13 protein-coding genes are annotated in these 16,824 nt (G+C 36.6%); all 13 read right to left on the bottom strand.

The window, feature by feature from the left end; translation table 11 throughout:
* Positions 1–237: 237 nt before the first annotated feature.
* A complete protein-coding gene (locus M2372_RS16855) occupies positions 238–1,536 on the bottom strand; it encodes an ectonucleotide pyrophosphatase/phosphodiesterase (protein WP_123320852.1) in 1,299 nt (432 codons plus the stop codon).
* A gap of 109 nt (positions 1,537–1,645) precedes the next feature.
* Positions 1,646–2,482: a GNAT family N-acetyltransferase gene (locus M2372_RS16850; protein WP_123320853.1), complete on the bottom strand. Its 837-nt coding sequence runs from the start codon at positions 2,480–2,482 to the stop codon at positions 1,646–1,648.
* Positions 2,483–2,513: 31 nt separating this feature from the next.
* Positions 2,514–2,909, bottom strand: a complete 396-nt coding sequence (locus M2372_RS16845; protein WP_115970263.1) for a cytidine deaminase — start codon at positions 2,907–2,909, stop codon at positions 2,514–2,516.
* A 13-nt stretch (positions 2,910–2,922) separates the two neighbouring features.
* The gene (locus tag M2372_RS16840) at positions 2,923–3,525 is read right to left on the bottom strand and encodes a GrpB family protein (protein ID WP_123320854.1); all 603 of its coding nucleotides are present in this window, start codon (positions 3,523–3,525) and stop codon (positions 2,923–2,925) included.
* Between the two features lie 137 nt (positions 3,526–3,662).
* Complete coding sequence (locus M2372_RS16835) at positions 3,663–4,409, bottom strand: T9SS type A sorting domain-containing protein (RefSeq protein ID WP_123320855.1); 747 nt, start codon at positions 4,407–4,409, stop codon at positions 3,663–3,665.
* Complete coding sequence (locus M2372_RS16830; protein WP_123320856.1) at positions 4,406–4,936, bottom strand: ankyrin repeat domain-containing protein; 531 nt, start codon at positions 4,934–4,936, stop codon at positions 4,406–4,408. The genes M2372_RS16835 and M2372_RS16830 overlap by 4 nt, the downstream gene beginning before the upstream one ends.
* A complete protein-coding gene (locus tag M2372_RS16825) occupies positions 4,933–5,478 on the bottom strand; it encodes a YceI family protein (RefSeq protein ID WP_123320857.1) in 546 nt (181 codons plus the stop codon). The genes M2372_RS16830 and M2372_RS16825 overlap by 4 nt, the downstream gene beginning before the upstream one ends.
* Positions 5,479–5,490: 12 nt before the next feature.
* A complete protein-coding gene (locus M2372_RS16820) occupies positions 5,491–5,838 on the bottom strand; it encodes a hypothetical protein (RefSeq protein ID WP_228438578.1) in 348 nt (115 codons plus the stop codon).
* A 1-nt stretch (position 5,839) separates the two neighbouring features.
* Positions 5,840–6,682, bottom strand: coding sequence for a DUF5777 family beta-barrel protein (locus tag M2372_RS16815; RefSeq protein ID WP_123320858.1), 843 nt, complete (start codon positions 6,680–6,682; stop codon positions 5,840–5,842).
* A 127-nt stretch (positions 6,683–6,809) separates the two neighbouring features.
* Complete coding sequence (locus M2372_RS16810) at positions 6,810–7,457, bottom strand: Crp/Fnr family transcriptional regulator (protein ID WP_123320859.1); 648 nt, start codon at positions 7,455–7,457, stop codon at positions 6,810–6,812.
* 338 nt (positions 7,458–7,795) lie between these two features.
* Positions 7,796–8,101 carry a DUF3467 domain-containing protein gene (locus tag M2372_RS16805; RefSeq protein WP_034723398.1) on the bottom strand — a complete coding sequence of 102 codons (306 nt, stop codon included), beginning with the start codon at positions 8,099–8,101 and terminating at the stop codon, positions 7,796–7,798.
* A gap of 87 nt (positions 8,102–8,188) precedes the next feature.
* Positions 8,189–12,454, bottom strand: coding sequence for a DNA-directed RNA polymerase subunit beta' (gene rpoC / locus M2372_RS16800; RefSeq protein WP_115970255.1), 4,266 nt, complete (start codon positions 12,452–12,454; stop codon positions 8,189–8,191).
* Between the two features lie 127 nt (positions 12,455–12,581).
* Complete coding sequence (gene rpoB, locus M2372_RS16795) at positions 12,582–16,403, bottom strand: DNA-directed RNA polymerase subunit beta (RefSeq protein ID WP_115970254.1); 3,822 nt, start codon at positions 16,401–16,403, stop codon at positions 12,582–12,584.
* Between the last annotated feature and the right edge of the window lie 421 nt (positions 16,404–16,824).

Below are 16,824 nucleotides of genomic sequence, written 5' to 3'. Positions count from 1 at the left end.
TTTTTTTTTTTTTTTTTTTTTTTTTATTTTTTTTTTTTTTTTTTTTTTTTTTTTTAAAAAAAAAAAAAAAAAAAAAAAAAAATTAAAAATCTTTGTTTCCCCCCCCCCCCCCCCCCCCCCCCGAAACTATATAGGGGATACCTAAAAAAGAAAATCACAATACCATAAAGTATTGTGATTCTGATAAGTTCAAACTGATTTCAATTGTATATCAAGCTCTTACTAAAGACTGAATGGTTACCTCAGCTCATCTTTACCGCTTTCTTTTATAATGTTTTTCAGCACTTTTATTTTCCCGTCAATCGGCTGATCAATTGTTAATCCTAAAATTTCAGCTACCAAAGGATAAACATTGATATTGGCAAATTCACCAATTCCCATATTATTTTTGAATTCCGGCCCCCATGCGTAGAAAGTCGCTTTCATTTCAGGAACTGTTTCTGGATTGTACCCATGTTTCCCAACAGATGTTTTCTTTCCTTTTTCCAAAAATATTTTCGGAGCTTTAGGAAGGAGAAGAATCTGTCCTATTCTGCTGTATTTATCATCTCTTGTAGCGAAGTGCAGATATTTTGGTAATTTTTTATCCAAATAAACTTCGTAGTCATCTGTTTTATGAGCTTTTAATTCTTTATAAACAGCTTTTACTTCATCCTGATTTTTAACATATACTCTTAAAAGAGTCTGTGAATTGTAAAAATCAAATCTGTTTTTATCAAAAAGAAGAGCTGGAATTTCCAATGGAGTTCCCCCATCAACCTTAATCATTCCGTGATCGGAAACAAAAATAAAATTAACATTCTTCAATCCAAGATTATCAACTTTCTGAACCAGATCACCTATTGCATGATCAATCAGATGCACAGCTGTTTCTGTTTCTTTTGCGTCAGGACCATAGTGATGTCCGCTTCCATCTACTTCCGGGAAATATAATGAGATAAAGTGTGGTCTTTTATCTTCCGGCAGTTTCAGCCAGTCTACCACTTTTTCTACTTTTTCAGACGGAGTAAATTTTTCATGGTAAGGATAATAATAAGTAGGTCTCATTCCGCCTGCATCACTCGCAGAACCTACCCACATTAAGGATGCCGATACCATTCCCTGCTTTTCGGCCAATCCCCAAAGCGGAGTTCCTCCATACCAGCTTCCGTCTTCTGCATTTTTCTTATTGCTCATTGCGTAGGTTTCTTTTCTCTTATAATCGTAGAAAAAATTATCTATCAAACCATGATGAGACGGATAAAGCCCCGTAATAAGGCTCCAGTGATTGGGGAAAGTTATACTTGGATAGCTTGGAATCATTGCATCTGCTTTTACCCCATTATGGGAAAGTTTCAGTAGATTTTCAGCATTATATTTTTTAGCATAATCATACCGAAAGCCATCTGTAGAGATCATGATAACATAAGGTTTTGACTGATTTTCAATACTGTTCTGACGACCTGGCACTACTACCTGAGCAGTATCTGTATTTACCTGCTGAGCAAAAACCATTAAGGAAATAAACAGCAGTAAAAAAGGTAATCCTCGCTTCATTATTTTAAAATTTTCGGCAAAGTTACATTCTCTACTGCTCCCTGAAAAGTTTAAGAGGTTAAAAGTATATTAAAACCTTTTATTTTTAAATTCAAATGAAAAATATTTATTAAATGCTGCGTTTCATTTCGAACTGCGATAACCAATTCTGCAGGCCTGCTTTTTTATCAAGAAATACAGCGGTTTCTTTGGATGCATCATCTACGTTATTAATAGCAATTGGCTGTCCATCCGCAATAGCAGTAAAAAGTACGGCACCTATCCCCTGTTTTCTGTAGTCTTTATGAACTGCAATCTGATATATTTTTCTGGTTACCGGACTGTAAATAATATATCCTACCAGATTTCCATCGGTATATGCACCCAAAGTTTTAAAGTTTTCCGGCATAGGATCCAGTACATAAACGGCTCCCTGCCATGAAGGTTCTATATCCCAGAAAGAACGTAGCTCCTCCCATTGGATATCCTTCATTTCTTTAATTGTGATCTTAGTATTTTCTGCTGTTGATTTAATATCTCCTTTAAAACAAAGTAATCTTCTGACTATCTTAAAACCTAAGTTTTCATAGGCTCTGATAGCGGCAGCATTTCCTTCAATCACTTCCAGTAACAGTATATCTGCGTTTCTTTCTTTTAATATAGGAATGATAAAATCATACATTTTTCTCACTAACCCTTTTCCCCTGCTTTCCGGCACTACACCAGTTCCCCCATTGTAAATAATCTTCTGACCCTTCTCCAGTTTTTCTGCCTGAAGAATGAAACTTACTAGTTTTCCTTCTTCAAAAGCTCCTACTGATAGATTCATATCTATTTTTTCTGTCTCAATTTTAGAAACAAGAACTTCTTTGGTTAGATGAAAAGGAACAATATAATCGGAAAAGGAATGATTGAATACTGCTAAAAGTTCTTCTATATTTACATTGGCTAAGGTTTTAAACTCCATGGATCTTTAATTTTATTTTTTTACACTACATTTACCATTCTCTGTCAAGATCTTCTTTCCAGTCATAAGGCATTAATTCTTTTAAAGTCGCGAAAACACCATTTTTTACTTCTATGATAGCGTTAAGATTTTCTTTGGACAGCTGGCTCATCAATTCTCGGCAACGTCCACAGGGCGGAACTGCATTCCCATCATTTCCTACAGCTACTACAGCTTTGATATAATGTTCTCCATTCTTCAGCATTTCCGCTACGGCACTATGTTCAGCACAAAAGCCCATAGAACAGGCCGTATCAATACTGATTCCTGTATAAATATTACCATCTGCCGTTTCAATAGCTGCAGCCACTCCTCCATATTCTATAAAGTCATTCAGCGTTTTGGATTTCGCAAACTGTCTGGCTATTTCTTTTAAATCTTTTTTCATTGGGGACGCGCTATTAAAGTTTTTGATTATGTAAATACCATTGAATAGCTTTCTGTTCTTCTCTTTTTATAAAAGGATCTTTTCCTTCGTTATAATCATTACCATCAAACCATTCCATTGTACTGAGCTGCTCTTTTAGCTGCTGATATTCATTCTTCACTTCAGGATGGGAACGAAGGTAATCACGGAAGGCAATATGGCGGATCCAGTGTTCTGATGATACAGGAATTGTATGAATATGGGCGATACGGAGGTGATGATTATGGAGGTCTTCAGGAATTTCTTCTCCCGTATGAATAATCTCTGGAAATCCCAGGTTTGGAGGCTGATCTGTCAGTTTAATAAAAAAACGGCGATAAGGCATATCTTCGTTATATTTTTCATAGTAGACATAATCTTTTCCCTGTAATAAAAGTGGAATCTGATCCAGTTCTGATTCATCTTTTACCCCAATCATAATATCGATAATAGGTTTAGCAGACAAACCTTCTACAGAAGTACTTCCGATATGCTCTATTTTGGGATGTAAAAAGCCTATACTTTCTTTCAGTTCATTTTTAATGGTTTTAAACTGAGTTTTCCAGGATGGATTGTATTCTTCAAAAGTAATTTTCATGACAGGCACTTACTACACAAATATATAAAAAAACAATCATAACCCCTTGAATAATGAGCCCAGAGCCTATTTTCAACAAACAAAAAAAACACCTCTGTTTTTCGGAGATGTTTTTGAAAATATTTGGATGTGTTTTTTTATTCTTTAATCAGTTTTTCGTACGATAGGCTACCATCTTTCAATCTGATTTCAAAATAATAAGTTCCTGACTTAAGATCATTTACTCTGATACTTTCTTTTTCAGGGGCTACAGATTTCACTTTTCTTCCTGTGGCTTCGTAAATTTCAATTGATTTTATTTTGTCAAAATTTTTGAAATTAACCGTTTCTTTAGCCGGATTAGGATAAATTAAGACTTTTTTACTTTCAGGAGCAACAACTTCATTTGTTGATAAAGTACTGGAAGCCATTGTTAAAGTTGCATAGTCTCTTCCTACATCATGATACCCTAAAGTAGTACCGGTCTTACGTGCATAAGAGATATTGATTGTTCCCGCTGCATTCGCAATTGCAAAATCACCAGCGCTACCAGAAAGACTTCTTGTTGCCACAATAGTTCTTGTACTTCCGGATACTGTATTTGATGTCTCTGTCCAATCTTGGCTGGTATCTGCATTAGGCATTGTCTTTCCTATAAATGTATAATCTCTGTTAGTAGAAGCATTATAGATAAATCCATCAGATCCTGAGGCCATACCTACAGATCCAAATCCTATCCCAAGCATGGAATTACTATTCCCAGTTAATGTAAGAGTTACCCCTGTAGGAGTTGTATCTAATTTTACCGTCATACCAGTAGCCGAAAGGGCTACCGTTCCTGAGGAAAACTGTGCCCATGCAAAATTCGCGATGAGTAATCCTAATGTAAATAAAGTTTTTTTCATTTGTTGTTTTTTAAGATGTTAATAATGTCTTCTTTATGTGTTTGTAATGCATATTCAAAAGGAGTCATTCCCATTGAATCTTTTATGGATTTATCTGCTTTATATTGAAGTAGGAGCTCTATCAGTTCTTTATTCCCAAATTTTACTGCCCAAAAGAGAGGTGTAGCACCTGTGCCATCTGCAATATTTGGATCTGCCTTTTTCTTTAATAAATCTTCTACCAGCTTTTTGTTATATTTTACTGAGAGGCCGGCAAGGGCTGTTCCTTCTTTGCTTTTATAATTTACATCCTTTACATGATCTATCAGAAATTCTGCTACTTCTATATTTCCTCTATAGCAAGCTAAAATGAGGGGTGAAAAGCCTCCATCATTGGTTTGATTGATGATATCCGGATTGGTTTTCATCAGTTCTTTTACTTCAGAAACGGTTCCGCTTCTGGCAATATCAAATATCGATTTTGTTTTTTCCTGAGCCAGCAATAAGGAGCCCAGAAACATGCTTAGTGCTACAATGAGGGTTCTCATGATTTTATCAGGATATAGTTGTACTCAACATTTATATTTTCAGCAATCTTTTTAGTCACCATTTTAGGGATTGTCACTTTATAATCGGCTGGTTTTACTACAAAACTTCCCTGCAAATAAACTTTCCCGTCTTTCAGAGAAATTGTAGCAGCAGAGGCTACAGCTTTATCTACTCCGTGAAAGTTCATGGTTCCCTGGATAGTATATTTCTGTGGACTGGCAGTCAGTTTGGATTTATCAAAAGCTACAATTTTCCCTTTAAATGTTGCTTTGGGATACTTGGCTGATTCCGCATAGCTTTCATTGAAGTGTTCTTCCATCAGTTTTGTTTTAAAATGAAAGTTTTTCACTGCAGAAACGGATGCCATTTCTCCTGTGTCAGCATTAAGAATAACAAGGTTATTGTCATCCTGAGCATAAATATCGTCAAACAGAGGTACTGATGCTTCAAATGTTACTTTACCTGTTTTGGAACTGTATTTCTGAGCGGAAGCGTAACCGGTAACAAGCAAAAATACGCTAAGAAGTGTTAGTTTTTTCATATCAAATCTTTTTTAGTTTTCAGTTAAACCATCAGCTTTCCATTTAATGAAAGTATTGATCTGTGTAGTGGATAATGATCCTCCTTTCGGCATTTTTTCCTGGTCTCCGTTTGCTCTTTGAATTCGGTTGAGGATACCATCTATATTATTTTTTACCTGGTCATAAGTAGCCAAAGGTTTAAAACTTGTTGCAGAATGGCAGCCTATACAATTATTATCCATAATCGGCTTTATATCTGTTGTATATTTTACAGGCAATATGATGGGAGTATTTTCTGAAATCTCCTCATAGGTTCTGCTTTCACAGGCAATAATAATTGCTGCAAATGATATGGTCAGTAGGTATATTAACTTTTTCATATTAAAAAACTCTATAAAGATTAAACCCAAAGAAAATATTTCCTTTTCCCCAATTTCCGGATGCATTGGTAAGATATCCGATATCTGAATTGATTTGGGAGTTTGTAAATAAAAGCTGGAAAACATGACCTCCGGTTTCTATATCCACTCCTAATGATAATGGATTCTTATAAAAACTGTGATTATCGAAATTCACAAAATATTCCGCATTTACAGAAATTCTTTTTGAAATTTTATAACGTCCGCCTAATCCTGCTAAAAACTGATTTTTATCTTCAGTAGTAGGCTCGTAAAGGTTTTTATGTACGTATGAAGGAGTAAGCTGTAACGAAAACTTATCACTGAATCTTCTGGAAATCAAAGCTTGGGTAAGATAAGACATCCTGTCACTGAATCTAAGGTGTGGATAGTTATCTTTATCAAGATTTGTATTGACCCCCATTACATTATACCCAACAATATCTACCGGAAAGCTCTCATTTTGCCTTAGCAATCTGTATTTTACACCGCCCTCAAAGGTTTTCATATTTGTTTCTCTGGACAGGCTTAAGGATATATTATCTGTAACTCCATAGATCGCCCCTAATTTAGTGGAAGCATTATCCAGTCCGAAAAAATTTTTAAACCCATCACTTATATTACCAAACCGGTGTGCAACAACCATATACCATTCTTTTTTGGCTACAAGTTTAGTAGATTGCCCAGTCACAATCTGCAGTGCCTTGAAAGCAGGTTGTGAGGTATCAGTATTGGTTTTGAGAGTATCGATATCCTTCAGCAGATCTTCCTGTGCAAAGGCAAAAACTGATGAAAATACCGACAAAAATAAGAGAGCCTTCGTCATATTATGATTTATATTAAATTATGATATAACAAATCTATCGTGTTATCAATTCAAAAACATGTGATAAAAGTCACCAAGAAAATAGTTTTTATCAATCATGAATTAAGAAATTATAAGACAATATAAATTAAACAAATCTAAAACTTTGATCTTCAACTACTTTAATCCCATCCTTTGTTTGTAAGATATCTCCATCGCTTTCAATTTTTTTCAAAACCCTACTTACTACTTCTCTGGAAGTACCAAGATTATTGGCAATTTCTCTGTGAGTAATTTTGATAGGGTCCTGACCGGTAATGGAAATCTGTTGTTTGATATAATTAAGAACTCTTTTATCCAGACGATGAAATACAGCATCATTTACCATACTCATAACTTCTGAAAATCGTTTGTCATACTCACGGTAAAACAATTTATTGATCTCTGGAAATTTCAACAGCCAATGATGCATGATGGAAACGGGAACCAGCAATGCTTCGGAATCTTCTTCAGCAACTGCGTATACCCTGCTTATATAATCTGTAAAAATAGAAGAAAAGGTCATCAGACAGCTATCACTTTCCTTGATATAATAGTAGATCAGCTCTCTGCCGTCATTGAGTGTAAAAACTTTTATAGACCCTTTGATCAAAAAGGGTACATATTTATTTTTCTGCCCTTCTCTTACTATTTCGGTCTTTGATTTTATATCTGTTAAAACAGCATGTTTCTGAAACTCATCCAGAAAATCGTTTCCCAAAAATCCGAATTTTTGAATAATAAATTGATTGTCCATATCCTTTCGTCAATATTTTGAAACAAATATATAAAATAGGATCAACGATTCATTAAAAATAAATTTCTTTCATTATTAATAAACAAACTCCATCTTAAAGCTTATTTAAATAAATATTTACCATAAAATAATACACCTCATTAACAATCTGCAATAAAAAAAATTGTCCCATAAATGAAACAATTTTTATCAGAATCTATATTTCAGACCAGAATCTGTACTTCAGATTCAAATCACAAAAGAAATAAGATGTATGATCAGCCAGTTCGTAAGTGAAAAGCTGAATAAAAAATGCCCCGGTAAAACCGGGGCATTCTTATTTTATTGTAAAAGAAATCTTACGCTTGTACGTTGTTTCCACCTAATACGAAAGGCTCAACTTCTTTAATTTCTCCGAACTGCTGCTCGTAATTAGCGATGTTCTGCTGAAGAGCGCTTAATACTCTTTTAGCATGAAGTGGAGCAAGAATGATTCTTGATCTTACTTTAGCTTGCTGAACACCTGGCATCAACTGAATAAAGTCTACTACAAATTCTGATGGAGAGTGGTTTACCAATGCTAAGTTAGCATAAACTCCAGCAGCTACCATTTCGTTTAATTCGATGTTGATGTTTCCGTCTTGTGGATTTTGATTGTTGTCCATTGTTATAAATTATGTTTTTAAAATTCGAAATTTGAGATTGTGAAAATATAAAAATAATTTCAAATCCCAAATTTCAAATCATTAATTTTAGTTAAGGTCTTCGAATTCTTTCTTAGAGCCTACGATAACATTCTGATACTCTTTAAGACCTGTACCTGCAGGAATTCTGTGACCTACAATTACATTTTCTTTAAGACCTCCAAGGTTGTCTACTTTACCAGCAACTGCTGCTTCGTTAAGAACCTTAGTTGTTTCCTGGAATGAAGCTGCAGACATGAAAGATTTCGTTTGAAGAGCTGCTCTTGTAATACCTTGTAGTACAGGAGTTGCTGTAGCAGGAAGAGCTTCTCTTACTTCTACCAAGCTTTGGTCCTCACGTCTCAGTTTAGAGTTTTCATCTCTTAATTCTCTTGCAGTAATCATCTGACCTGGTTTGAATTCTTTAGAATCACCAGCTTCTACTACTACTTTAAGACCGAATACTCTGTTGTTTTCTTCTAGGAAGTCATACTTATGTTCAAGAGCTGCTTCAAGGAATTGAGTATCACCTCCATCCACGATAGATACTTTTGTCATCATCTGTCTTACGATGATTTCAAAGTGCTTGTCGTCGATTTTCACCCCCTGTAGACGGTAAACTTCCTGAATTTCATTTACTAAGTATTCCTGAACGGCTGTTGGGCCTTTAATTCTTAAGATATCGTCCGGAGTGATTGAACCGTCAGAAAGTGGCGAACCAGCTCTTACGAAGTCATTCTCCTGTACTAAGATCTGGTTAGATAATTTAACTAAATAAATTTTTCTTTCTCCAGTTTTAGCTTCAACGATCAATTCACGGTTACCTCTCTTAATTTTTCCGTAAGAAACTACCCCGTCGATTTCAGTAACAACCGCTGGGTTTGAAGGGTTTCTTGCTTCGAATAATTCGGTAACTCTTGGAAGACCTCCGGTGATATCCCCTGCTTTTGCAGATTTTCTTGGGATTTTGATTAAGACTTTACCAGCCTTAATTTTCTCACCATCGTTTACCATTAAGTGGGCTCCTACCGGTAAGTTGTATGCTTTCTGCTCAACTCCTTTAGAATCTACCACCTTCAGGGTAGGTACGGCTTTCTTATTTCTAGATTCAGAGATTACTTTCTCTTCAAATCCTGTCTGTTCGTCAATTTCAAGTTGGAATGAAATACCCTGGATAATATCCTCGTATTCTACCTTACCTGAAGTTTCAGCAATGATTACCGCGTTATACGGATCCCATCTACAGATAACATCGTCTTTCTTCACTTTATCACCTGGTTTTACAGATAATATAGATCCGTAAGGTACGTTAGCAACCATTAACGGAGTTCTAGACTCGTTATCAGCTACTAATCTGAATTCTGTTGAACGTGAAACCACAACCTCAGCCGTATTACCATTTTCATCTTCAGAAGTAATTGTTCTTACCTCATCCATTTCTACGATACCATCTCTTCTTGCAACGATTGATGGGTTTTCTGATACGTTTCCTGCAGTACCCCCTTGGTGGAAGGTTCTCAACGTAAGCTGAGTACCTGGTTCCCCAATTGACTGTGCTGCAATTACACCTACCGCTTCACCCATGTGAATCATCTTACCTGTAGCTAAGTTTCTACCGTAACATTTCGCACAGATACCTTTCTTAGCCTCACAAGTTAATGGAGAACGAACCTCAACAGCTTCTAATCCAGCTGCTTCAATTCTTTTAGCTAATACTTCATTAATTACCTGATCAGCTTCAGCGATTAACTCATCACTTTCAGGATCATAGATATTATGTAAAGAAACTCTACCTAAGATTCTTTCAGAGATCTTTTCAACGATCTCGTCATTTTTCTTAAGTGCAGTAACTTCTGTACCTCTTAGAGTTCCACAGTCATCTTCTGTAACGATAACGTCCTGTGCAACGTCTACCAATCTTCTGGTTAGGTAACCAGCATCGGCAGTTTTAAGAGCGGTATCCGCAAGACCTTTACGGGCACCGTGGGTAGAGATAAAGTATTCTAAGATGGAAAGACCTTCTTTAAAGTTTGCAAGAATCGGGTTTTCGATGATCTCCGCACCGGTAGAACCAGCTTTTTGCGGTTTCGCCATCAAACCTCTCATCCCTGATAACTGACGGATCTGTTCCTTAGAACCCCTCGCTCCAGAGTCAAGCATCATATATACAGAGTTGAAACCACCTTGGTCAGTTTTCATTCTGCTCATGATCATTTCAGTTAATCCTGCGTTGGTGTTTGTCCAAACGTCGATTACCTGATTATAACGTTCTGTATCGGTAATTAGACCCATGTTATAGTTAGCTCTAATTTCGTCTACAGTTTCAATTGAAGAAGCAATCATTTGCTTTTTCTCAACAGGAACTACAATATCCCCTAATGAGAACGATAGACCTCCTTTGAATGCGTTTGAATAACCTAAGTCTTTCATTGCATCCAGGAACTTCACAGTTGTAGGGAAATCCGTATCAGCAAGAATTTTACCAATAACGTTTCTCAATGATTTCTTCGTAAGAAGTTCATTAATATATCCTGACTCTTTCGGTACAATCTGGTTGAATAAGATTCTACCTACAGAAGTTTCGATCAATCTTGTTACGATTACACCATCTTCTTTAATTGGTAGTCTACATCTTACTTTAGCATTTAATGAAACTCTACCTTCTGCATAAGCGATTTCCGCTTCCTCAGGAGAATAGAATGCAAGACCTTCACCTTTTACTTTCATATCTTCTGTAGAGCTCAATTCTTTAGTCATGAAATAAAGACCAAGAACCATGTCCTGAGAAGGTACCGTAATTGGAGAACCGTTTGCAGGGTTCAAGATATTCTGAGAACCTAACATCAATAACTGAGCTTCAAGGATCGCTTCTGGTCCTAACGGCAAGTGTACTGCCATCTGGTCACCATCGAAATCGGCGTTGAAGGCCGTAGTTACTAACGGGTGTAGCTGGATTGCCTTACCTTCGATCATCTTAGGTTGGAAAGCCTGAATACCCAGTCTGTGAAGCGTAGGTGCTCTGTTCAGTAGAACAGGGTGACCTTTCATCACGTTTTCAAGGATATCATAAACTACCGGTTCTTTTCTGTCAATAATTCTCTTCGCAGATTTAACTGTTTTTACAATTCCTCTTTCAATTAGTTTTCTAATGATGAATGGTTTGTAAAGTTCAGCTGCCATATCTTTAGGAATACCACACTCGTGAAGCTGTAAGTTTGGACCTACAACAATTACCGAACGTGCAGAGTAGTCAACCCTTTTCCCTAGTAAGTTCTGACGGAAACGACCTTGCTTACCTTTCAATGAATCAGAAAGTGATTTCAATGGTCTGTTTGATTCAGATTTTACTGCTGAAGATTTTCTTGTATTATCGAATAATGAATCTACAGATTCCTGAAGCATACGCTTCTCGTTTCTTAAGATTACTTCAGGAGCTTTGATCTCCAATAATCTCTTCAAACGGTTATTTCTGATAATTACTCTTCTATAAAGGTCATTCAAGTCAGAAGTTGCGAAACGTCCTCCATCCAATGGAACCAATGGTCTTAGTTCTGGTGGGATAACAGGAAGTACACGCATGATCATCCACTCTGGTCTGTTGATCATTCTTGTATTAGCACCTCTCAATGCTTCTACAACGTTCAATCTTTTCAGAGCTTCAGTTCTTCTTTGCTTAGAACCTTCGTTGTGAGCTTTATGTCTTAAGTCAAAAGACAATGAATCAAGATCGATCCTTTTTAATAATTCCTCAACAGCTTCAGCACCCATTTTAGCGATGAATTTGTTTGGATCAGAATCGTCAAGATATTGGTTTTCTACAGGAAGAGTTTCCATGATGTCAAGGTACTCTTCTTCTGTAAGGAATTCCATATTTTCAAAATCAGAACCGTCTAATTTCTTAGCAATACCTTGCTGAATCACTACATATCTTTCGTAGTAGATGATCATATCTAATTTCTTAGAAGGAATTCCAAGAAGGTATCCGATTTTGTTTGGTAATGAACGGAAATACCAGATGTGTGCAATTGGAACTACAAGGTTGATGTGCCCGATTCTCTCTCTTCTTACTTTTTTCTCAGTAACTTCTACTCCACAACGGTCACAAACGATCCCTTTGTAACGAATTCTCTTGTATTTACCACAAGCACATTCGTAATCCTTTACAGGACCAAAGATTTTCTCACAGAATAGCCCGTCTCTTTCAGGCTTGTGAGTTCTGTAGTTAATAGTTTCCGGCTTTAAAACCTCCCCTCTTGAGTCTTGTAAAATAGACTCCGGTGAAGCTAAACCGATGGTTATTTTATTAAATCTACTTGATTTATTTTTATTTGACATTTTTTTTAAATTTGAGATTTGACATTTGAAATTTGAGATTTATAATCCCTAAAAAATTTATTTTGAATTTTTGTTTGAAATCTGCGTACAGAATTTCAAATTTCAAATAAATAATTTCAAATGGAACTTATTCCTCAAGTCTTACGTCTAATCCAAGACCTTGTAACTCATGAAGTAATACGTTGAATGATTCCGGAATACCTGGTTCAGGCATAGATTCACCTTTTGCAATTGCTTCATAAGTTTTTGCTCTACCAATCACGTCATCCGACTTCACAGTAAGGATCTCTCTAAGGATGTTGGATGCACCGAATGCTTCAAGTGCCCAAACCTCCATCTCTCCGAATCTCTGACCCCCGAACTGAGCTTTACCTCCTAACGGCTGCTGAGTAATCAATGAGTAAGGACCGATAGAACGTGCGTGCATCTTATCATCAACCATGTGTCCTAGTTTCAACATGTAAATGATACCTACTGTTGCAGCCTGAGTAAATCTTTCTCCGGTACCACCATCATAAAGGTAAGTGTGTCCGAATTTAGGAAGTCCTGCTTTCTCTGTATATTCAGTAATCTGATCTAGAGTTGCTCCATCAAAGATTGGCGTAGCGAACTTCATTCCCAGTTTCTGACCAGCCCATCCAAGAACTGTTTCATAGATCTGTCCGATGTTCATACGGGAAGGTACCCCTAGTGGATTCAATACGATATCTACAGGTGTTCCGTCTTCAAGGAATGGCATATCTTCTTCACGAACGATTCTTGAAACGATACCTTTGTTACCGTGACGTCCTGCCATTTTATCCCCTACATTCAGTTTACGTTTCTTAGCGATGTAAACTTTAGCCAACTTCATGATCCCTGCTGGAAGCTCATCCCCGATTGAAATTGCAAATTTCTCACGGTTTTTAACCCCTTGGATATCGTTATATTTGATTTTGTAATTGTGAATCAATTGTTTGATCAATTCATTCTTGTCAGCGTCTACTGTCCAGTCTGCACCACTAACGTTTACATAATCTTCAACTGAAGTTAATAATTTGTGAGTAAACTTCACCCCTTTACCGATGATTTCTTCGTCAAGGTCATTTTGTACCCCTTGAGAAGTTTTACCGCTTACCAGTGTATTTAATTTTTCAATTAAAGTATTTCTTAACTCATCAAATTTAGCCTTGTAAGTGTTTTCAATTTCTTCAAGTCTAAGCTTTTCTTCAGTTCTCTTCTTTTTGTCTTTGATGTTTCTTGAGAACAATTTCTTGTTGATAACAACCCCTCTTAATGAAGAGTCAGCTTTTAAGGATGCATCTTTTACATCACCAGCTTTATCACCGAAGATTGCTCTAAGAAGTTTTTCTTCAGGAGTCGGGTCAGATTCACCTTTTGGAGTAATTTTACCAATCATGATATCTCCAGGCTTCACTTCAGCACCGATTCTGATCATACCGTTCTCGTCAAGATCTTTAGTAGCTTCTTCAGAAACGTTTGGAATATCTGCTGTCAGTTCTTCCATACCTAATTTAGTATCACGAACCTCCAATGAATATTCATCTACGTGGATTGAAGTAAACCAGTCTTCACGTACAACTTTTTCGTTGATTACGATTGCATCCTCAAAGTTGTATCCTTTCCAAGGCATGAACGCTACCACTAAGTTTCTACCAAGAGCCAATTCTCCTTTTTCAGTAGCATAACCGTCACAAAGCACTTGTCCTTTCTCTACTACATCACCTACTCTTACGTTTGGTCTTAGTGTGATTGTTGTACTCTGGTTAGTTTTTCTAAACTTAGTAAGTTTATATGTTTTAGTAGCAGACTCGAATTGTACTAAATCTTCGTCTTCACTTCTTTCATACTTAATAACGATTCTGTCAGCATCTACATACTCTACAGTACCTGTACCTTCAGCGTTAATTAAGATTCTTGAATCTCTTGCAACTTGCTGCTCAAGCCCTGTACCAACAACTGGAGCCTGTGGCTTCAATAGAGGAACGGCCTGACGCATCATGTTAGATCCCATCAATGCACGGTTCGCATCATCATGCTCCAGGAATGGAATTAATGAAGCGGAAATACCAGAGATCTGGTTTGGTGCAACGTCGATAAGGTTAACCTGAGCTGGTTCAACTACAGGGTAGTCACCATCTAGTCTTGCAATAATTCTGTCTGTTAAGAAGTCTCCGTTATCGCTCAATTCAACGTTTGCCTGAGCAATTACTTTATCTTCTTCGTCTTCAGCATTAAGATAAATAGGATCAGCATTAAGATTAATCTTACTGTCTTCTACTTTTCTATATGGAGTTTCGATGAATCCAAGTCTGTTGATTTTAGCATAGATCCCTAGAGATGAAATCAATCCAATGTTTGGTCCTTCCGGAGTTTCAATCGGACAAATTCTTCCGTAGTGAGTATGGTGAACGTCACGAACCTCGAAACCTGCTCTTTCTCTTGATAAACCACCAGGCCCTAGTGCAGATAATCTTCTCTTGTGAGTGATCTCTGATAGAGGGTTGGTCTGGTCCATAAACTGAGATAGCTGGTTGGTACCGAAGAACGAGTTAATTACAGATGTTAAAGTCTTCGCGTTAACAAGGTCAAGTGGAGTAAAGATTTCGTTATCTCTAACGTTCATTCTCTCCTTGATTGTTCTTGCAATTCTTGAAAGACCTACTCCGAACTGTCCTGCTAATTGCTCACCAACAGTTTTAATTCTTCTGTTTGATAAGTGGTCAATATCATCAACATCTGTTTTTGAGTTTACTAGCTCAATTAAGTGTCTTACAATCGCAATGATATCTTCTTTAGTAAGAACTTCAGTTGTAGTTGGGATGTTCAGACTTAATTTTTTATTCAATCTGTAACGTCCTACTTCACCTAAAGAGTATCTCTGCTCAGAGAAGAATAATTTTTCAATGATTCCTCTTGCTGTTTCCTCATCTGGTGGATCTGCGTTTCTTAACTGACGATAAATATACTCTACTGCTTCTTTCTCAGAGTTCGTAGGGTCTTTTTGTAATGTATTCTGGATGATAGAGAATTCATTGCTGTTTTCTTTGTGAATCAGGATAGATTTCACACCAGCATCCAGGATAAGATCTAAGTGTTCTTTTTCAAGGATAGTTTCTCTATCTAAGATGATTTCGTTTCTTTCGATAGAAACTACTTCACCTGTATCTTCGTCTACGAAGTCTTCGAACCAAGTGTTCAATACTCTCGCAGCCAATGTTCTCCCTTCCACTTTTTTAAGGGCAGCTTTAGAAACTTTCACTTCTTCAGCAAGGTCGAAGATCTGAAGGATATCCTTATCAGATTCGTAACCGATAGCTCTTAATAAAGTTGTTAATGGTAACTTTTTCTTACGGTCGATATACGCGTACATTACGCTGTTGATATCGGTTGTAAATTCCATCCAAGATCCTTTGAAAGGGATAATTCTTGAATAGTAAAGTTTGGTTCCGTTTGCGTGGTAAGTCTGTCCGAAGAATACACCAGGTGAACGGTGAAGCTGCGTAACGATAACTCTTTCAGCACCATTGATGATAAAAGATCCACTTGGTGTCATGTAAGGAACCGGACCTAAATATACATCCTGAACCACTGTTTGGAAATCTTCATGTTCCGGGTCAGTACAGTACAGTTTAAGTCTTGCTTTTAGAGGCACTGAATAAGTAAGTCCTCTTTCCACACACTCATCAATTGAATAACGTGGGGAATCTACCAGATAGTCTAAGAATTCTAATACGAATTGGTTTCTTGAATCCGTAATTGGGAAATTCTCCTGGAAAGTCTTGTAAAGGGCTTCCATCTTTCTGGCTTCAGGAAGTGTATCAAGCTGGAAAAATTCTCTGAAAGACTCGATTTGGATATCCAAGAAGTCTGGAGTGATGATTTTTCCTTTCGCTGATGAGAAATTAATTCTCGGATTTCCTTGAGTTGTTGATTTTGTTTTACTCATAAAACTTTTAAGAAAGGGTTAAAAAATATTTTGATTCATTTAAAAATATCAGGATAGAAAGCAGAAAAGAGAGAAAAGATAAAAGACTTCAAATGTTTGGCGCTATTAGAAATTGTCTTTATTCTTTGTTCTTTATTCTTAATAATCTAATCCTAACTGCAACACTGGTATATCTTTTCACAGCGTAATGCAAAATATTTTTCTTACTTTTGAGACGGTATTACCCGCAATATCTACAAATACGAAATCCCTTTCATGTTTTACACAATGAAAGAGTTGATTTTCAATATTTTATAAAATTACAAACAATTTTTCGCGCCAAAAGAGGGGCAAAGATACAAAAAGTTATCCACAATAACAAATTAATCTCCCTCATTTTGAGGTCATTAAAATCTCTAAAAGTAATAAGCCGTCTCAAAAG

The organism is Chryseobacterium sp. BIGb0232 (assembly GCF_024810195.1).
Classification (GTDB): Bacteria; Bacteroidota; Bacteroidia; order Flavobacteriales; family Weeksellaceae; genus Chryseobacterium; species Chryseobacterium pennae.
The sequence above is the reverse complement of the archived record's forward strand: the minus strand, read 5'-3'. Positions and strand labels throughout refer to the sequence as shown.